Origin of the sequence: Streptomyces spiramyceticus (genome assembly GCF_028807635.1) — a bacterium.
Taxonomy (GTDB): Bacteria; Actinomycetota; Actinomycetes; order Streptomycetales; family Streptomycetaceae; genus Streptomyces; species Streptomyces spiramyceticus.
Map to the genome: position 1 here is coordinate 431131 of NZ_JARBAX010000002.1, position 18167 is coordinate 449297.

21 protein-coding genes and 1 pseudogene are annotated in these 18167 nt (G+C 69.7%); 7 read left to right on the forward strand and 15 right to left on the reverse strand.

The window, feature by feature from the left end; genetic code table 11:
• Positions 1-9: 9 nt before the first annotated feature.
• Positions 10-867 carry a phosphotransferase enzyme family protein gene (locus PXH83_RS25440; protein ID WP_274563433.1) on the reverse strand — a complete coding sequence of 286 codons (858 nt, stop codon included), beginning with the start codon at positions 865-867 and terminating at the stop codon, positions 10-12.
• Between the two features lie 115 nt (positions 868-982).
• Between PXH83_RS25440 and PXH83_RS25445 the strand changes: the two are divergent.
• Positions 983-1132: pseudogene (locus PXH83_RS25445) on the forward strand (sugar ABC transporter substrate-binding protein); the annotation flags it as partial.
• Between the two features lie 65 nt (positions 1133-1197).
• On the forward strand, positions 1198-2406 hold the full coding sequence (gene mgt, locus PXH83_RS25450; protein ID WP_274563434.1) for a macrolide-inactivating glycosyltransferase: 1209 nt from the start codon (positions 1198-1200) through the stop codon (positions 2404-2406).
• Positions 2407-2422: 16 nt separating this feature from the next.
• Here the strand turns inward: mgt and PXH83_RS25455 are convergent, their stop codons facing one another.
• Complete coding sequence (locus PXH83_RS25455; RefSeq protein WP_274563435.1) at positions 2423-3391, reverse strand: DUF6528 family protein; 969 nt, start codon at positions 3389-3391, stop codon at positions 2423-2425.
• A 262-nt stretch (positions 3392-3653) separates the two neighbouring features.
• On the opposite strand from PXH83_RS25455, the gene PXH83_RS25460 reads away from it, so the two are divergent.
• The 3 genes from PXH83_RS25460 to PXH83_RS25470 all read left to right on the forward strand — a co-directional run bounded on the left by PXH83_RS25460 (position 3654) and on the right by PXH83_RS25470 (position 5859).
• Positions 3654-4856 carry a S8 family peptidase gene (locus tag PXH83_RS25460; protein WP_274563436.1) on the forward strand — a complete coding sequence of 401 codons (1203 nt, stop codon included), beginning with the start codon at positions 3654-3656 and terminating at the stop codon, positions 4854-4856.
• A gap of 78 nt (positions 4857-4934) precedes the next feature.
• The gene (locus tag PXH83_RS25465) at positions 4935-5486 is read left to right on the forward strand and encodes a DUF1697 domain-containing protein (RefSeq protein ID WP_274563437.1); all 552 of its coding nucleotides are present in this window, start codon (positions 4935-4937) and stop codon (positions 5484-5486) included.
• A gap of 37 nt (positions 5487-5523) precedes the next feature.
• Positions 5524-5859, forward strand: a complete 336-nt coding sequence (locus tag PXH83_RS25470; RefSeq protein WP_274565164.1) for a nuclear transport factor 2 family protein — start codon at positions 5524-5526, stop codon at positions 5857-5859.
• A gap of 53 nt (positions 5860-5912) precedes the next feature.
• On the opposite strand, the gene PXH83_RS25475 is transcribed toward PXH83_RS25470, so the two are convergent.
• From PXH83_RS25475 to PXH83_RS25525, 12 genes are all read right to left on the reverse strand, one after another.
• Complete coding sequence (locus tag PXH83_RS25475; RefSeq protein WP_274563438.1) at positions 5913-6686, reverse strand: sirohydrochlorin chelatase; 774 nt, start codon at positions 6684-6686, stop codon at positions 5913-5915.
• 5 nt (positions 6687-6691) lie between these two features.
• Complete coding sequence (locus tag PXH83_RS25480) at positions 6692-7573, reverse strand: ABC transporter permease (protein ID WP_274563439.1); 882 nt, start codon at positions 7571-7573, stop codon at positions 6692-6694.
• On the reverse strand, positions 7560-8354 hold the full coding sequence (locus PXH83_RS25485; RefSeq protein ID WP_274563440.1) for an ABC transporter ATP-binding protein: 795 nt from the start codon (positions 8352-8354) through the stop codon (positions 7560-7562). Before PXH83_RS25485 ends, PXH83_RS25480 begins: the two co-directional genes overlap by 14 nt.
• A gap of 68 nt (positions 8355-8422) precedes the next feature.
• Positions 8423-9535 carry an aliphatic sulfonate ABC transporter substrate-binding protein gene (locus PXH83_RS25490; RefSeq protein WP_274563441.1) on the reverse strand — a complete coding sequence of 371 codons (1113 nt, stop codon included), beginning with the start codon at positions 9533-9535 and terminating at the stop codon, positions 8423-8425.
• Between the two features lie 227 nt (positions 9536-9762).
• On the reverse strand, positions 9763-11091 hold the full coding sequence (locus PXH83_RS25495) for a sulfate adenylyltransferase subunit 1 (RefSeq protein WP_274563442.1): 1329 nt from the start codon (positions 11089-11091) through the stop codon (positions 9763-9765).
• A 1-nt stretch (position 11092) separates the two neighbouring features.
• Positions 11093-12031 carry a sulfate adenylyltransferase subunit CysD gene (gene cysD / locus PXH83_RS25500; RefSeq protein ID WP_274563443.1) on the reverse strand — a complete coding sequence of 313 codons (939 nt, stop codon included), beginning with the start codon at positions 12029-12031 and terminating at the stop codon, positions 11093-11095.
• Positions 12028-12603, reverse strand: a complete 576-nt coding sequence (cysC, locus tag PXH83_RS25505; RefSeq protein ID WP_420803248.1) for an adenylyl-sulfate kinase — start codon at positions 12601-12603, stop codon at positions 12028-12030. Before cysC ends, cysD begins: the two co-directional genes overlap by 4 nt.
• Positions 12603-13298 (reverse strand): phosphoadenylyl-sulfate reductase, encoded by a 696-nt coding sequence (locus tag PXH83_RS25510; protein ID WP_214924631.1) that lies wholly within the window; start codon positions 13296-13298, stop codon positions 12603-12605. Before PXH83_RS25510 ends, cysC begins: the two co-directional genes overlap by 1 nt.
• The gene (locus PXH83_RS25515; protein WP_274563445.1) at positions 13295-13474 is read right to left on the reverse strand and encodes a hypothetical protein; all 180 of its coding nucleotides are present in this window, start codon (positions 13472-13474) and stop codon (positions 13295-13297) included. The genes PXH83_RS25510 and PXH83_RS25515 overlap by 4 nt, the downstream gene beginning before the upstream one ends.
• Positions 13471-15168 carry a nitrite/sulfite reductase gene (locus PXH83_RS25520; RefSeq protein WP_274563446.1) on the reverse strand — a complete coding sequence of 566 codons (1698 nt, stop codon included), beginning with the start codon at positions 15166-15168 and terminating at the stop codon, positions 13471-13473. The genes PXH83_RS25515 and PXH83_RS25520 overlap by 4 nt, the downstream gene beginning before the upstream one ends.
• A gap of 193 nt (positions 15169-15361) precedes the next feature.
• The gene (locus PXH83_RS32555; protein ID WP_355250053.1) at positions 15362-15445 is read right to left on the reverse strand and encodes a putative leader peptide; all 84 of its coding nucleotides are present in this window, start codon (positions 15443-15445) and stop codon (positions 15362-15364) included.
• 123 nt (positions 15446-15568) lie between these two features.
• Positions 15569-16138: a GNAT family N-acetyltransferase gene (locus PXH83_RS25525; RefSeq protein WP_274563448.1), complete on the reverse strand. Its 570-nt coding sequence runs from the start codon at positions 16136-16138 to the stop codon at positions 15569-15571.
• Between the two features lie 99 nt (positions 16139-16237).
• Here PXH83_RS25525 and PXH83_RS25530 point away from each other — a divergent pair, with 99 nt between their 5' ends.
• Both PXH83_RS25530 and PXH83_RS25535 read left to right on the forward strand, forming a co-directional pair.
• Positions 16238-16531: a hypothetical protein gene (locus PXH83_RS25530; RefSeq protein ID WP_274563450.1), complete on the forward strand. Its 294-nt coding sequence runs from the start codon at positions 16238-16240 to the stop codon at positions 16529-16531.
• Between the two features lie 20 nt (positions 16532-16551).
• Entirely contained in the window at positions 16552-16917 is a 366-nt protein-coding gene (locus PXH83_RS25535; RefSeq protein WP_274563452.1) for a hypothetical protein, read from the forward strand.
• Here the strand turns inward: PXH83_RS25535 and PXH83_RS25540 are convergent.
• Positions 16877-18109 (reverse strand): GAF domain-containing protein, encoded by a 1233-nt coding sequence (locus PXH83_RS25540; protein ID WP_274565165.1) that lies wholly within the window; start codon positions 18107-18109, stop codon positions 16877-16879. The genes PXH83_RS25535 and PXH83_RS25540 overlap by 41 nt on opposite strands.
• Between the last annotated feature and the right edge of the window lie 58 nt (positions 18110-18167).

Below are 18167 nucleotides of genomic sequence, written 5' to 3' on the forward strand. Positions count from 1 at the left end.
GAAGGCACGTCAGAAGGGGTACCAGCGGACCTCGGGGTCGTTGTCGCGCAGCGAGGCCACCCGTCGGCGGAACTCCGCCAGCGCCGCAGGGTTGGTCGGGGCATGCTGGGCCACCCAGGCGCAGCTGGCCGTCTCGCGGGCGCCGCGCAGCACCGTCCAGCCCGGCCATTCGCGTACGTCCCAGCCGTACGCCGTGGTGAACGCGTCGTACGCCTCGGGCGCCAGGCCGTAGCGGTCGCGCGACAGGGCCATGACGACCAGGTCGTGCTCGCGGAGGTCGGCGGCGAACGTCTCCAGGTCGACCAGGGCCGGGCCGCCCGGGCCTACATGGACGTTGCGGGGAAGCGCGTCGCCGTGGATCGGGCCCGGCGGCAGGTGCGGGATCAGGCCGGCCGATGCCGCCGCGAAGCCGTCCCGCCGCTCGCGCAGGTACGCCGCGTCCGCCGGGTCGATCGCATCGCCCGCGAGCCGCAGCCACCGCTCGACCCCACCGAGGAGGTCACGCGGAGGGAGGGCGAACGAGGGCGCGGGCAGGGCGTGGACGTGGCGCAGCAGTCCCGCCAGGTCCTGCGGCTCTGCCGGGCGTACGGACTCGGGCAGCCGGTGCCAGACGGTCACCGGGTGGCCGTCGACCACACGGGGCTTCGGCTCGGCGGCCCGTGCGGCGGAGACGCCGGACGAGGCGAGCCAGGCGGCGACGGCCAGTTCACGCTCGGCCCGCGCCAGCAGCTCCGGGTCACGGCGCCCGACCTTCACGACCAGGGCACCGTCCACCGCGAACACCGCGTTCTCGCCCAGGGCCAGCAGCTCCGCGTCGGCGGGGAGTCCGGCGGCGGCCAGAACCTCGCGTGCTCGTGTCTCGTCCATGGGCACCGATTCTCGCATCCGTGCAGGTGGGCTTGACGAACCGACGAACCGACGAACCGACGAACCGACGAACCGTCAGCACGATGACGGAGGCCGCCGGGGCGGCCAGTTCGCCACCCTCAACCTCGGGCTCTCGGCAGGCGGGCAGCTCTTCCACCGCGACGGCAACGGCAAGGCCGAGGTGCGCTTCACCGAGGGCGACGCCGTGGTCCCCGGCACCACCCACGATCAGGTCAACACCGACAAGAGCGCTTCCGCTGCGGCGCGCTCGCTCGCTATCAGCGCTAATTCATGTTGCACGAGACGTCTCGTCTCGCTTAGTGTCGTGGCATGACTTCAGCGAAGCGTGCCCACATCGCCATGTTCTCCATCGCCGCCCCCGGGCACGTGAACCCGAGTATCGAAGTGATCCGTGAACTCGTCGCCCGCGGCCACCGCGTCACGTACGCGATCCCCGCCTCCTACGCCGACAAGGTCGCCGTGACCGGCGCCGAGCCCGTGATCTACCACTCCACACTCCCCACCGAGGACGAGCCGGAGGCATGGGGCACGGAGCTGATCGACAACATCGAGCCGTTCCTGAACGATGCGATCCAGGTGCTGCCGCAGCTGATCGAGGCATACGAAGGGGATGAACCCGACCTTGTGCTCCACGACATCACCGCGTATCCGGCGCCGGTCCTCGCCCACCGATGGGGCGTTCCGGCCGTCTCGCTCTCACCGACCCTCGTCGCGTGGGAGGGGTACGAGGAGGAGGTGGCCGAGCCGATGTTCGCCGAACTCAAGGCGTCCGAACGCGGCAAGGCGTACTACGCCCGCTTCCGCGCCTGGCTCGACGAGCACGGGGTGACCCACATCGACCCGGATCGCTTCGCCGGGCGTCCGCGTCGCAGCATCGTGCTGATCCCCAAGGTGCTGCAGCCGCACGCCGACCGGGTCGACGAATCCGTCCACTCCTTCGTCGGCGCCTGCCAGGGCGAGCGTGCGGAACAGGGCGGCTGGGAGCGGCCGGCGGGCGCGGAGAAGGTGCTGCTGGTCTCGCTCGGCTCCACCTTCACGAAGCAGCCCGGCTTCTACCGGGAGTGCGTCAAGGCGTTCGGTGATCTGCCCGGCTGGCATGTCGTCCTACAGATCGGCAAGTACGTCGACGAGTCGGAGCTCGGGGATGTTCCGGCCAATATCGAGGTGCGCAGCTGGGTGCCGCAGCTGGCCGTCCTCAAGCAGGCCGACGCCTTCATCACCCACGCGGGCGCCGGGGGCAGTCAGGAGGGCCTCGCCACCGGCACTCCGATGGTCGCCGTCCCGCAGGCCGTCGACCAGTTCGGCAACGCCGACATGCTCGTCTCGCTCGGCCTCGCCCGCCGGCTCGACACCGAGGACGCCACCGCCGAAGCGCTGCGCGCGGGGGTCCTCGGCCTCATGGACGACCCCGAGGTGGAGCGCAGGGCCGAAGGGATCCGCCTCGGCATGGCGGCCGAGGGCGGCACCAGGCGGGCAGCCGACCTCATCGAGGCCGAACTGCCCATCCGCCAGCGGTAAGTTCACCCACCCGCCCTCATTGGAACCGGGTCGTCACGATCCGCGCCTTGTAGATCTGCGCACCCGCCCGCGTCTTGGTGGCCCCACCGGAGAAATGCACGGTCGGGCCACCGTACGGGGCGTCCGCCGGCGTCGGGTCCAGCGTCCACATCGCCTCGCCCGAAGGATGGCGGACGTACGACTTGACGTAGTCCGCCCCGGAGAACGACGTCGCCGTGCGGGCCCGCTTGTCCACCGCATAGACGTGGTGGCTGTCGGTGACAGTGAGCTTGCCCGGATTCGCATAGTCGGGCTGGATGTCGTGCCCGTTGCCCGAGATGGCGATGTCCGCGCCCGACTTGCGCAGCCGGACGTCGCGCATCGAACCGCTGACCCTGTACGTACGGATCACCTTGCCGCCGGTCACCCACAGCAGCTTGTTCTCGTCGTCCCAGAGCACGGCGTGCGGCTTGGGCATGTCCGTGATCGTCTGGACCAGCTTCAGCGTGCCGACGTTGCTGCTGCTCACGCCGTATACATGCAGCCGGTCGCGGGTGCCCGCGACCACCACGGCGCCCGCGCCCGGAACCCGCTCGACGGAATGCGGATAGCTGGAGACGCTGGTCTCCCACAGCAGGTCGGACCGGGTGAGACGGCTGCCGTTGCCTGTCACCCGGACGATGCCGGCCCGGCCGTTGCCGGGCACGCCCGCCGTCATCAGCGCGATCGTTCCGTACCGCTGAGTCTGGCGGAAACGTATCTCGAACGGGTCGTTCCAGCCGGACGCGCCGCCCGGATCGAAGCTCCACTTGAGATTCGCGTCGGTCCAGCTCTGGTTGCGCTCGAAGACCAGGAAGCGATTGGTCTTCTGGTCGGTGAGTGCCACCCGGTAGTTCGCGGGCGCGGCCTGTGCGGTGGCATGTGCAGCAGCCTGGGCGGTGGCCGGCACAGCCGCCGCGCCCACCGCGCCCGCCACCGCTCCACGTAACAGCGTTCGCCTGTCCATGAGTTGTCTCCCCCGTCGGACGTGACTTCCGTCGTACGTACGCCTAGATGCTCCGGAGAGGCGGAAGGTTCCACTGTTAAGAATGGTGTCCGACTTGGGGTGCACTGTCTGTTTTGTTATTACGAAAGCTTGTTGAGTAAGTAACAGGCGCATGTAGGTCTTGATCTGAGCGTGTCAATCGGTCAGGGTTTCGAGCCAGCCCCCGGAGATTTTCCGGTCCGGGGGCAAATCCCCCCACATTTTGACGAGGAGACCCCTCTTCATGGCAATTCACAAGCGTTCCAGCCGACTGAAGCTCACCGCGGCGATAACGGCCGTAGCGGCCGCAGCGGGTGTGACCGTACTCAACTCGTCCTTCGCAGGCGCCTCTCCGGCCCCCGCCCAGGGCATCGTGTACGGAGCCGACGCCAAGGGCGCCGTCGCAGGCAGCTACATCGTGATGCTGGACGAGAAGGCCGACAAGCAGGACCTGGCCAAGGAGTACGGCGGCAAGCTCCAGCGCAACTACAACTCCGCCATCAACGGCTTCTCGGCCAGCGGCCTTTCGGAGACCGAGGCCAAGCGCCTCGCCGCCGACCCGGCCGTCGCCAAGGTCGTCCAGAACAAGAAGTTCACGATCAACGCCACGCAGGACAACCCGCCCTCCTGGGGCATCGACCGTATCGACCAGGCCGACACTGCGGGCGACAGCAAGTACACGTACCCGGACAGCGCGGGCGAGGGCGTCACGGCGTACGTCATCGACACCGGTGTCCGCATCACGCACAAGGACTTCGAGGGCCGCGCGGCCCACGGCTTCGACGCCGTGGACAACGACGACTCCGCCGACGACGGCAACGGCCACGGCACGCACGTGGCCGGCACCATCGCCGGCGCCGCGCACGGTGTCGCCAAGAAGGCGAAGATCGTCGCGGTCCGCGTCCTGGACGACCAGGGTTCGGGCACCACCGAGGGCGTCGTCGCCGGCATCGACTGGGTCACCAAGAACCACCAGGGCCCGTCTGTCGCCAACATGAGCCTCGGCGGCGGCGCCGACGAGGCCCTCGACGAGGCCGTACGCAAGTCCATCGCCGCCGGTGTCACCTACGGTGTCGCCGCGGGCAACGAGTCCAGCGACGCCGGCCAGGGCTCACCCTCCCGCGTCAAGGAGGCCATCACGGTCGCCTCCAGCACCAAGGACGACCAGCAGTCCGACTTCTCCAACTTCGGTGCGGTCGTGGACATCTACGCGCCGGGCTCGGACATCACCTCCTCGTGGAACGACAGCGACGAGGGCACGAAGACCATCTCCGGTACGTCCATGGCGACCCCGCACGTCGTGGGTGCCGCCGCGGTCTACCTGGCGGGCCACAAGGACGCCACTCCGGATGCCGTTGCCAAGGCGCTGACCGACGGGGCCACCCCGGACAAGATCAGCAACCCGAGCGAGGGCACGGCGAACAAGCTGCTGAAGGTCGTCGAGTAAAGGCTCACCCGCAGCACTGAAACGGGCGGCCGCCGCGCCCTCCCCCACGGGGTGCGGCGGCCGCCTATCGTTCTGCGCATGACCACGACGTACGCCGCACTGCTGCGCGGAATCAATGTGAGCGGGCACAAAAGAGTGCCCATGGCGGAACTCCGGGCGCTGCTGACCGAACTGGGACACCGGGACGTCCGTACGTACCTCCAGAGCGGCAACGCCGTCTTCACCACGGACGCGGACAAGACCGACGACGCGCTCGCCGCAGAGCTGGAGCGGGCCATCGAGAAGCACTTCGGCTTCACCGTCGACTGCCTGGTCCGCAGCGGCGCCTACCTGAGCGCCGTCGCCGACGCCTGCCCCTTCCCGGCCGCCGAGCTGGAAGGCAAGCAGCTGCACGTCACCTTCTTCTCCCGGGCCGTCGACCCGAAGCGGCTGGAACCCGTCGACCCGGCGGCGTATCTCCCCGAGGAATTCCGGCTGGGCGACCGCGCCCTGTACCTGTATGCCCCGAATGGCCTAGGCCGCTCCAAGCTTGCCGAAGCACTGGCGAAACCGTCGCTCTTCAAGGGCGTGACCGCCACGTCCCGGAACTGGAACACGGTCGCCAAGCTCGTGGAGATGACCCGTGACTGATCGGACCTCCGGCACAGGCTCCGCCGTCGACGACGCCATGGAGTGCGAACTGCGGCTGCTGGACCCGGACGTCCGCAACTCCGCGGAGCTCCTCGCGGAACTCCTGCACCCCGAGTTCAGCGAGTTCGGCGTCTCGGGCCGACGCTGGGACCGCGAATCGATCATCGAGGCGGTCGCCGACGCGTCGGCGCCGACGGGCCGCGCGATCACCACCATGCGGATGAAAGGGGTCCAGCTCGCCCCCGACCTCGTGCAGCTGACCTTCGACACGAACACCAACGGCCGCCTCGCGCACCGGAGTTCATTGTGGCGCCTGACCGAAGACCGGGGCTGGCTCCTCTACTTCCACCAGGGAACGCCGTACGAGGACTAACCGGCCCCACTCGCGCGCGAGCGAACAGGGGAACAGCCCCGCAGGGCACGCACCTACGCGCTGACCGCCGCCAGCCGCACCGGCACCCGCGCCTCGTCGTAACGCACGAGCAGCAGCCGGGCCAGCTCCGGCGACGCGCCCAGGACCTCGCCCAGCACCTCGGCGCCACCCTCGCGCGCGCCCCGCGCGATCCGGTCCGGCAGGAAGCCCGGCGCTATGACGTACGGGGCGACGGCGATACGCCGTACCCCCGCCGCCGCCCGCAAGTCCCGTACCGCATCCTCGGTACGGGGATAGCCCCCGGCAGATACAGCGGAGGCGAACGCAGGCCGCACGGCGCACCAACCGGTGTACCGCAGCTCCCGCGCAATTTCAGCGATCACTGCGATCGCCTCCGGGTCTGTGGAGCCCGCCGAGGCCAGGACGACCCCGGTCGAGCTCTTGTCACCGGGGCTGAGCCCGGCTTCGTACAGTCGCCGCTCCAGCGCGGTGAGGAGGAGCGGCGACGGGCCGAGAACCTCCGCCTGGTGGACCCGCAGCCGGGGCAGCCGCGCCGACGCCTCGCGCAGCGCGGCCGGAATGTCGGCCTTCGCATGGAAGGCGCGGGTCAACAGGAGCGGCAGGGCAACCACGTCCTGCACACCTTCCCCCGCCAGACGCTCCAGCACCTGCGGCACCGCGGGTGCGTTGAAGTCCAGGAAGCCGGTCTCCACACGCAGGCCGGGCCGCGCCGCCCGCACCCGCTCCACCAGGGCGTGCACGGTCGCGGCATGCCGCGGGTCGCGGCTGCCGTGGGCTATGACCAGGAGGACGGGGCGACGGGACATGGTGATCAGCCCTTGGTGAGCAGGCCACGGCTGCGCAGCACGCGGCGCTCCAGCGGGGAGAAGAACAGCAGGTCGATGCCGATGCCGACGATCAGGATCAGGATGATCGTGGCCAGCACACCCGACATGTCGTTGAAGGTGCGGAAGTTCTCCATCAACTGGCCCAGGCCGGTGCCGAGATCGGGCGAGCTGGCGATCAGCTCCGCGGCCATCAGCGAGCGCCACGAGAACGCCCACCCCTGCTTCAGCCCGGCCAGGTACCCGGGCAGCGCGGCGGGCAGCAGCACATGCCGGATGCCGTTGATACCGGTGGCCCCGATGGTGCGGCCGGCCCGCAAATACAGCGGCGGGATCTGGTCGACACCGGCGACGAGACCGTTCGCGATCGACGGTACGGCGCCGAGCAGCACCACCGCGTAGATCGTCGCGTCGGTCAGCCCGAACCAGATGATCGCGGCGGGCACCCACGCCACCGACGGCAGCGACTGAAGCCCCGACAGGATCGGCCCGATCGCCGCCCGCACCACCTTCACCCGGGCCACGAGCAGACCCAGCGGTGTACCGATGGCGACCGACACCGCGAAGCCGAGGGCGCCGCGCGAAATGCTCGTCCAGATGTAGCCGAGCAGGGTGCCTTCGAGCCACATCTGCTCGATCGAGTGCCATACGTCGACCGGGCTGGGCAGCACGTAGTCCGGCTTGATGTCCGACGCCGCGGCGAACTGCCACAGCGTGATCACCAGGACGACGGCGACGAGCGGCGGCACCACCTTGGACAGCAGGATCCGCCCGAGGCCCACCCGTTCGGTGGTGTGGGTCTCCAGTGCGTCCAGGCCGGCCTCCAGACCGGCGAGGTCGTTCTTCGGGCTTGTCTCAGTGCTGGCCATGTCGACGGATCTCCCCCCGCAGCTGTTCAGTGATCTCTACGGACAGGTCGGCGACCGCGGAATCCTCGATCCGGCGCGGCTGCGGGATGCCGACCCGCCACTCGCGCGCGATGCGTCCCGGACGGGACGACAGCAGCACCACGCGCTCGGCGAGGCGGACGGCCTCGCGGACGTTGTGGGTGACGAAGAGGACGGAGACGCTGGTCTCCGACCAGATGCGGGTGAGCTCCTCGTGGAGTACGTCCCGGGTGATGGCGTCCAGCGCCGCGAACGGCTCGTCCATCAGCAGGAGCCGGCTGTCCTGGGCCAGTGCCCTGGCCAGCGCGACGCGCTGACGCATACCGCCCGACAGCTCGTGCACCCGCTTCCCGTACGCCCCGCCGAGACGCACCAGCTGCAGGAGCCGCTCGGCCTCGCCGCGCCGCTCCGACTTCGCCATGCCCCGCATCTTGAGCGCGAGTTCGATGTTCTTCCCGGCCGTCAGCCAGGGGAAGAGCGCGTGCTCCTGGAACATCAGGGCGGGTCGCCCGCCGGGTACGTCGATACTGCCCGCCGACGGCCGGTCGAGCCCGGCGACCAGGTTGAGCAGCGTCGACTTGCCGCAGCCGGAAGCCCCCAGCAGGGTCACGAACTCGCCGGGCGCGACATCGATGCTGATGTCGTCCAGTACGAGCTGCTGCGCGCCGGGCCGGCCGAACGACTTCGACACATGGTCGATCCGTGCGGCGTACGGCGCCGTGTCGACGGGCGTGACGGCCTGCTTGACGAGTGTGGTGGCCATGAGCCTCACCTCCTGAGGGCGTTCCGGTTGCGGGAAGACGGGTTACGACGACGGGCTACGAGGACGGGTTACTCGGTGCCGAGTCCGGCGTCCTCGACGGCCGGCTGCTTCTCCGCCCTCAGCACCTTGTTGAGGAGCCTCAGGTCGTAGATGCCGTCGAGCAGCGGGTCTTCGAGAAGACCGGCCTCGACCGCGTGACCGGCCTGGTCCCGCAGCGTCGTCGCGAGCGGGTCGTCGGTCGTCTCGACGTTCTCGAAGGCCGGGTCGAGCACCTTGGCGGGCAGTTCCTTGCCGGCGTCCGCCTTCAGCCGCGCGTTGACAGCGGCCTTCGCTTCGTCCGGGTTGGCCTTGATCCAGGCGTTGGTCTTCACGGAGCCGCGCAGTACCGCCTCGACGACGTCCGGGTGCTCCTTGAGGAACTTCTGGGAGACGATCACGTTCGTGATGACGAACTTCCCGTCCTTCCACAGCTTCTTCTCGTCGAGCAGTACCTTCCCGCCGTCCGCGACCAGCTTGGACGCGGTGGGCTCGGGCACCCAGGCGCCGTCCAGCGCACCGGACGCGAAGGAGGACGGGATCACCTTGTTGTCCTGGCGCAGGACCGTTACGTCGCCCTTGCCGGTGGAGGCGTCGACCTTCAGGCCCTTGCCCGACAGGTAGTTGAGCAGCGCCACGTCCTGCGTGTTGCCGAGCTGCGGCGTCGCGATGCGCTTGCCCCTGAGGTCGTCCAGGGACTTGATCTTCTTCGGATCGACGACGAGCGAGACGCCGCCGGAGGCCGAACCCGAGACGATCCGCAGGTTCTGGCCCGCGGACTTGGTGAAGCCGTTGACGGCGGGGGAGGGGCCGATCCAGCCGATGTCGATGGCGCCGGCGTTGAGGGCCTCGATCTCCGAGGGGCCCGCGTTGAAGACCTGCGGCGTGACCTGCGTGCCGCGGAGCTCCTTCTGGATCAGACCCTTCTGGAGGCCGACCAGAGCGGTGGTGTGCGTGACGTTCGCGAAGTACCCGATCCGCACCTTGTCGACACCGTCGATTTCCTTGCCCTTGGCGACGGGGACGGCCTTGTCGTCCTTCTTGGCCTGGGAACCGTAACCGCAGGCGCCGAGCGCGCCGATCAGCAGCGGCAGGGCGGCGGCGACGGCGAGGCCGCGGCGCAAGGTGGTGCGGGGGACAGACACGGGAGGGGCTCCTCTCGGTGGCCCGGTCTCACACCTCTCGCGTAGGGAGGGGTGTGACCGGAAAGTCGGCAGGTCTTCGTCGGTACGGCTGGTGGCGCATTCGGAGGTGGCTCATCGGCGCACACATCGCCCGACCCCGCCCTGCCCGCTGCCGAGGGTGCCGCTGCCGATGCGGCCGCCCTCTTTCGCGAACGTCGCATAGATGTCGATGGTGTCGATGGTCACGATCAGAAGTCCCAGCCCTCGTCGTCCGCCACGACCTTCACGGTCTCGGCGGCGAACGAGTTGCCCGCCATGCCGGCCGCGAGCGTCGTACCGTCGGCCGGGTCGATCAGCAGGAACGATCCGGTGCGGCGCGAGTCGCGGTACGCGTCGAGCGCTAGCGGCTCGGCGGTACGGACCTTCACCCGGCCGATGTCGTTGGCCACCAGCTGCCCCGGGTCCGGATGCTGAGACAGGTCGTCCAGCGTCAGCCGGGACGGGATCTCCTTGACGATCGCCTTGACCGTGCGCGTGGTGTGCTTGAGCAGCACCCGCTGGCCCACCGAGAGTGGCTGGTCGGCCACGTGGCAGACCGTCGCCTCGACGTCCTGGGTGGTGCGCGGCGCGGAACCGCTCGGCGCGATCAGGTCGCCGCGCGAGATGTCCAGGTCGTCGGCGAGCGTGACGGTCACCGACTGCGGTGCCCATGCGATGTCGACGCTCTCACCGAGTGCGTCGATCCCGGTGATCGTGGACTTACGCCCCGAGGGGAGCACGGTCACGTCCTCGCCCACCCGCAGCGCGCCGGACGCGATCTGGCCGGCGTAACCCCGGTAGTCGGGGTGCTCGGCGGTCTGCGGGCGGATCACGTACTGGACCGGGAAACGCGCGGGGCAGCCCGCCAGGTCGTGGCTGACCGGCACGGTCTCCAGGTGCTCCAGCACGGTCGGGCCGCCGTACCAGTCCATGTTCGCGGAGGGCTCCACCACGTTGTCCCCGGCCAGCGCCGAGATCGGAATGGCGGTGATCTCCGGCACGCCGAGCGAGGCGGCGTACGCCGTGAACTCCTCGGCGATGGCTGCGAAGACCGGCTCGGCGTACTCGACGAGGTCCATCTTGTTGACGGCCAGCACCACGTGCGGGACACGCAGCAGCGCCGCGACCGCCGCGTGGCGGCGGGTCTGCTCGACCACACCGTTGCGGGCGTCGACGAGGACGACGGCCAGCTCGGCGGTGGACGCGCCCGTCACCATGTTCCGGGTGTACTGCACATGCCCGGGGGTGTCGGCCAGGATGAACCGGCGCCGCGCGGTGGCGAAGTAGCGGTACGCGACGTCGATGGTGATGCCCTGCTCGCGCTCGGCACGCAGCCCGTCCGTCAGCAGCGCCAGGTCGGGCGCCTCCTGACCGCGCTTGAGGGACGCCGCCTCGACGGCCTCCAGCTGGTCGGTGAGGACCGACTTGGAGTCGTGCAGGAGCCGCCCCACAAGGGTGGACTTGCCGTCGTCGACAGAACCGGCCGTCGCGAAACGCAGCAGCGTGGTGGCGCTCAACTGCTCAGTGGTGATCGTCATTTTAGAAGTACCCCTCGCGCTTGCGGTCTTCCATCGCGGCCTCGGACATCTTGTCGTCGGCGCGTGTCGCGCCCCGCTCGGTGAGCCGGGAGGCGGCGATCTCGGCGATCACGGCGTCGAGCGTGGTGGCGTCGGAGTCGACGGCGCCGGTGCAGGACATGTCGCCGACGGTGCGGTAGCGGATCAGCCGCGTCTCGACCTGCTCGTGCTCCTTGGGGCCGCCCCACTCACCGGCGGTCAGCCACATGCCGGAGCGCTGGAAGACCTCGCGCTCGTGGGCGTAGTAGATGCCGGGGAGTTCGATCTTCTCGCGGGCGATGTACTGCCACACGTCGAGCTCGGTCCAGTTGGACAGCGGGAAGACACGCACGTGCTCGCCGGGCGCGTGGCGGCCGTTGTAGAGCTGCCACAGCTCGGGGCGCTGACGGCGCGGGTCCCACGCGGAGAACTCGTCGCGCAGCGAGAAGACCCGCTCCTTGGCGCGCGCCTTCTCCTCGTCGCGGCGACCGCCGCCGAACACGGCGTCGAAGCGGTGCTGCTGGATCGCCTCGGTCAGCGGCACGGTCTGCAGCGGGTTACGGGTGCCGTCGGGCCGCTCGCGCAGCTTCCCGGCGTCGATGTACTCCTGTACGGACGCGACATGCAGCCGCAGCCCGTGCTCGGCCACCGTACGGTCGCGGTATTCGAGCACCTCCGGGAAGTTGTGCCCGGTGTCGACGTGCAGCAGCGTGAAGGGCACCGGCGCGGGCGCGAACGCCTTGAGCGCCAGGTGCAGCATGACGATCGAGTCCTTGCCGCCGGAGAAGAGAATCACCGGCCGCTCGAACTCACCCGCCACCTCGCGGAAGATGTGGACGGCCTCGGACTCAAGAGCGTCCAGGTGGCTGAGGGCGTAAGGGCTGTCCATGCCCTCGCCGACGGTTGCGGCGGTGGTCGTCATGCCAGACCCCTTTCGGTGAGCAACGCGTGCAGCGCGGCTGCGGACTCCTGCACGGTCTGCTGGTGCGACTCGATCCGCAGGTCGGGCGACTCGGGTGCCTCGTAGGGGTCGTCGACCCCGGTGAGCCCGGAGATCTCGCCGGCCGCCTGCTTGGCGTAAAGGCCCTTCACATCGCGTACGGAGCACACGTCCACCGGCGTGGCGACGTGCACCTCCAGGTACGCGGTGCCCTCGGCCTGGTGGCGCTTGCGGACGGCCTCGCGGCTGTCGGCGTACGGTGCGATGACCGGAGCCAGTGCCAGCACGCCGTTGCGGGCGAGCAGCTCGGCGACGTAACCGATCCGCTGCACGTTGGTGTGCCGGTCCTCGCGGCTGAAGCCGAGGCCCGCGGAGAGGAACTCGCGGATCTCGTCGCCGTCCAGCACCTGGACGCGGCGGCCTTCGGCGCTCAGGCGCCCGGCCAGCTCGTAGGCGATGGTGGTCTTGCCGGCGCTCGGCAGACCCGTGAGCCAGATGGTGGCGCCGGTGGTGGCCCCAGTCACGTCTTTCTCCTGCTCCTGATCGTTTGTCATCAGCCGTGCAGCCCGCATTCGGTCTTGTTCCGCCCCGCCCAGCGGCCGGCGCGGGCGTCCTCGCCCTCCGCGACCCTGCGGGTGCAGGGGGCGCAGCCCACAGACGCGTAACCGTCCATCAGCAGCGGGTTCGTGAGGACTCCGTGCTCCGCGACGTACGCCTCCACGTCGTCCTGCGTCCAGCGGGCGATCGGCGAAATCTTGACCTTCTGCCGCTTCTCGTCCCAGCCGACGACCGGAGTGTTCGCCCGGGTTGGGGACTCGTCGCGGCGCAGGCCGGTCGCCCAGGCGCTGTAACCCTTCAGCCCGTCTTCGAGCGGCTTGACCTTGCGCAGGGCGCAGCACAGGTCCGGGTCGCGGTCGTGCAGCTTCGGCCCGTACTCGGCGTCCTGCTCCTCGACGGACTGCCACGGCAGCAGCGTGATGACATTGACGTCCATGACGGCCTCGACGGCGTCCCGCGTCCCGATGGTCTCCGGGAAGTGGTAGCCGGTGTCGAGGAAGACGACGTCGACGCCGGGCTTGGCGCGCGAGGCGAGATGGGCGACGACGGCGTCCTCCATGGAGGACGTCACGCAGAAGCGGTCGCCGAACGTGTCGGCGGCCCACTTCAGGATGTCGAGGGCGGAGGCCTCTTCGAGGTCCCGCCCTGCCTGTTCCGCCAGTGACTTGAGATCTTCCTGAACCGTCGTCATATCTCGTCCCCTCCACCGTCGTTGCGCTGAACTCCCCGGGACAGCAACCCGAGGAACTTCAACTGGAATGCGCGGTTGCATGCCGCGCATTCCCAGGCGCCGTGGCCGGTCTCGTTCGGACGCAGGTCCTCGTCGCCGCAGTACGGGCAGTAGAAGGGCGCCGCGCGCTCGCTCACGAGAGGTCCCCCTCGCTCGCCCGCGCCACCCAGGTCGCGAAGCGCTCGCCGTCCTCGCGCTGCTCCTGGAAGCGGAGCAGTACGCGCTCGACGTAGTCGGGCAGCTCGGCCGAAGTGACCTTCAGGCCGCGCACCTTGCGGCCGAAACCGGCCTCAAGACCCAGCGCGCCGCCCAGGTGCACCTGGAAGCCCTCGACCTGGTTGCCGTGGTCGTCGAGGACCAGCTGGCCCTTGAGACCGATGTCCGCGACCTGGATACGGGCGCAAGCGTTCGGGCAGCCGTTGATGTTGATGGTGATGGGCTGGTCGAACTCCGGGATGCGCCGCTCCAGCTCGTCGATGAGCGAGGCGCCGCGCGCCTTCGTCTCGACGATCGCGAGCTTGCAGAACTCAATGCCGGTGCAGGCCATCGTGCCGCGCCGGAACGGCGACGGAGTGACCCGCAGATCCAGCGATTCGAGACCGGCCACCAGCGACTCGACCTGCGCCTCTTCCACGTCGAGCACGATCATCTTCTGCTCGGCGGTGGTACGGAGACGGCCCGAGCCGTGCGCGTCGGCCAGCTCGGCGATCTTCGTCAGCGTGGCGCCGTCCACGCGGCCGACGCGCGGGGCGAAGCCGACGTAGAAGCGGCCGTCCTTCTGCCTGTGCACACCGAGGTGGTCGCGCCACGTGCCGGTCGGCTGCTCGGGCGCCGGGCCGTCGACCAGCTTGTACTTGAGGTACTCGTCCTCCAGGATCTGGCGGAACTTCTCCGGACCCCAGTCGGCGACGAGGAACTTCAGGCGGGCGCGGGTGCGCAGACGGCGGTAGCCGTAGTCGCGGAAGATGCCGATGACGCCGCCGTACACGTCCGGGACCTCGTCGAGAGGCACCCAGGCGCCGAGCCGCACACCGAGCTTGGGGTTGGTGGAGAGCCCGCCGCCGACCCACAGGTCGAAGCCGGGCCCGTGCTCGGGGTGGTTGACGCCCACGAAGGCGATGTCGTTGATCTCGTGCGCGACGTCGAGCTGCGGGGAGCCGGAGACCGCGGACTTGAACTTGCGGGGCAGGTTGGAGAAGTCCGGGTTGCCGATGAAGCGGCGCTGGATCTCGTCGATGGCGGGGGAGCCGTCGATGATCTCGTTCTCGGCGATGCCCGCGACGGGGGAGCCGAGGATCACGCGGGGCGTGTCACCACAGGCCTCGGTCGTCGAGAGGCCGACCTCTTCGAGCCGCCGCCAGATCTCCGGTACGTCCTCGATCCGGATCCAGTGGTACTGAACGTTCTGCCGGTCCGTGAGGTCGGCGGTCCCGCGCGCGAACTCCTGCGAGATCTCACCGATGACCCGCAGCTGCTCGGTCGTCAGCCGGCCGCCGTCGATGCGCACCCGGAGCATGAAGAACTCGTCGTCCAGCTCCTCCGGCTCCAGGATCGCCGTCTTGCCGCCGTCGATCCCGGGCTTGCGCTGGGTGTACAGACCCCACCAGCGCATGCGTCCGCGCAGGTCGTTGGGGTCGATGGAGTCGAATCCCCGCTTGGAGTAGATCGTCTCAATGCGTGTCCGCACATTGAGACCGTCGTCGTCCTTCTTGAACTGCTCATTGCCGTTGAGGGGGGTGAAATGACCTACGGCCCACTGACCCTCGCCACGGTGGCGTCCGGCCTTGCGGCGGGGCGTGACTGCAGCGGGCTTTTCCGGCGTGGCGGCCATGGTGGTTTGTCCTTCTCTGGCGGCTCAAGGTGTGGCGGGTCGCGCCGACGGTACCCCTGTGACCTGCGGGAAGGCGGTCGGACACGGCAGAGCGGAATGCTCCGCCGGGCGGGCGGAGATCACATGCGTATCGGGGTGGCCGGCTCGTCCGCGACGGCGGGGACGGCTGAAACTATTCGGTGTTGCTGTGCTGTCAGCCCACCGGACAGATGGCGCTGGACATGCGGCCGAGGTCGACGTGCCGCCGACTCACCAAGGCAACTCCAGCTGAAGACATGACGGAAGCGTGTCACGGGGATCTCGGGGCAGTCCACCAGTGCCCACAATGTGGACAAGACTGTCCCGGATCGCGAGACAGTGTGTCGCCGGTCACTTTCCGGCCGCTTTCCCGGCCACTGGCTCAGGCGTGTGCTCCCGGCCACGGACCCGGGGTGACCGTGTCCGCCTCATGCGCCGTTTTCGTGGCGAAAAGCCGGAATCCACGGCGCAGATAGTTGTCCATCGCGTGCGGCCCGTCCTTGCTGCACGTGTGCAGCCATACGCGCTTCGTGTCCGGCCGCTCGGGCCACCGCTCCGCGAGGTCCCAGGCCCGTGCGACACCGTAAGAGAGAAGATGGCCGCCGATGCGGCGCCCCCTGAAGGCCGGTATCAGCCCGAAGTACATGATCTCGACGACACCGTCGTCCTGCGGGTCCAGCTCGACGTACCCGGCCGGAGTGCCGTTCTCGTACGCGACCCAGGTCTCGACGCCGGGCCGGGCCAGCGCCACCTGCCACTGCTCGTACGTCATCGCGAGCCGGTCGGTCCAGCCGATGTCGCCGCCCACCGCTGTGTAGAGGAAGCGGCTGAACTCGGGGGAGGGGATCTCGGCCCGGACGATCCGGACATCTCCCGTCGGCTCGGCGGCCGGGCTCAGGTCTGCCGGCGAGGTCTGTTCCAGGGACCACGTGGTCACAGCGACGGTGCTCATGCGGCCCAGGGAACCATGTGCCCGGCCTATGGCCAAAGCCGGGGCGGCACGGGATGATCACGCGACGCGAGCGGCGGGCTGTCCGGCAAGTGGGCATACGTGAGATCGGACACCGGTGCCTCCGCGAAGATCGCGGAAGCGGGCTCGTACGACCGCAACGACGACCAGTTCGAGCAGGTCATGGCGTACTTCTGGGTCAACGAGTCGCAGGAGTACCTCCAGGGCCTCGGCTTCGGCAGCGAGCTGCCCGGAGCGAATGACCGCGCCCAGCCGGTCCGTATCAACCAGTGGGGCGCCGACAACTCCTTCTTCACCGACAAGAAGGCCGAGATCCTTCCCCAAGCTCTCAACTTCCTTCGAGCAGGGGAGACCCCACTGGCAACGGCGGCGTAGACGACGCCGAGGACGCCGAAGTGGTCATGCACGAGTACGGGCACGCCGTGCACCACGCCCAGGTGCCGGGCTTCGGAACCTCGGTGGAGGCCGGGTCGATCGGCGAGGCATGGTCGGTGATCGTCATTCGCGGCGAAGACCGCCGTCGGGGGAGTGGGGAGGGCGAGCAGGCGGCGTACGGCCAGCCCCGCCGCGTACGGATCGTGCGTCGCGACGACGAGGGCGGGGTCGTACGGCAGGGCCGCCTCCGCGAGTGCCGCCCGGTGGCCCCGCAGCCGCATCTTGCGGGTGTAGGTGTAGAGGATGGCGCCGCAGGCAGCCCGCTCGAAGCGGTCGGCGTTGGCGCTAGCCCGGGCCCGCGTCCCCGCTTCGTCGCGCACGCGTGATCGCCGGTGCCGTCGAGTGCGGCAGCAGGTACGCCGGGTGCGCCGGGCGGATCACCTCCACCTCCACCTCGTCCACGAAGCGGTACGGGCGATGCGCCAGCACCTCCGCCAAGTGGCGCCGCAGCCGCGACATTTCCGCCCGTACCGTCACGGTCCGGGTCGGATCGCCGAACAGGTCGGACGCCAGCTGGGCCGCGCTGCGCCCCTCCCGGTGCACGCTCAGCAGGTACAGCAACTCGGCGTGCCGTGGGCTCAGTTCATGCGTCCACGGCCCCGCCGCACCACCCGCACCCGAGACCGTCACCGACGACCGGCTCCGGTTGCTCAGGTCCAGTACGACCCGACTCGCCGCACCCGCCTCCGAGCCCCGCTCCTCCACCCGCACCAGCCAGCCGCCCGGCAGCGGCTCCACCGCGCACATCCCCAGCGACGGCAGCCATCTCCGCCCCGCCCGGAACGACTTCGGCAGCGGCAGCCGCCCGACCGGCGGCATCCCGGTCACCGCGGCGAGCCAGCCGTGCGAGTCCACCACCAGCGCCCGGCCGCCCACCCGGCACAGGACCGGCGCCGCCACGGAGCGCAGCTGCTCGACCGTGGCGAGGTGGCGCCGGCGCAGCTCGGCCTCGGCCAGCTTGGCCACGGAGTCGACCAGGGCCAGCGTGGCCGGGTGGAAAGTGGAGTCGACGCCGCTGACATCTATGACGCCGAGCAGCCGCCCGTCCCGCGGATCGTGCACGGGCGCGGCGGCGCAGGTCCAGTTGTGGAGCGTACGTACGAAATGCTCGGCCGAGTGCACCCGGACGGGCCGGCGCACCTCCAGCGCCGTACCGATCGCGTTCGTGCCCGTCGTGTCCTCGCTCCACGCGGCGCCCTCTTCGAGACAGATTGACCCGGCCTTGCGCATCACTGCCCGGTCGCCGTCGCGCCACAGCACGCGTCCCTCGTCGTCGGTCACCACCATCATCTGCTGGGACGCCTGCACGACCGCGACCAGCCCCTGGCTGAGCGAGGGCAGCACCTCGCCCAGCGCGGTGGATCTGCGCCGGTGTTCCAGCTCGCCGGCCGGCAGCAGGTCGCTGCTGGTGCTCCGGTCGGGGTCGACTCCGATGCGCAGCATGCGCTGCCAGGACGCGTCGATCACGGGGCGCGGCGCGACGGGCGCCGGATCGCCGGAGAGGGCGGCGGCCCGCATTCCGTGGAGCCTGCGGGCGGTCTCCGCGGTGTGCCGGGAGTTGAGCCGGGCCAGGCCG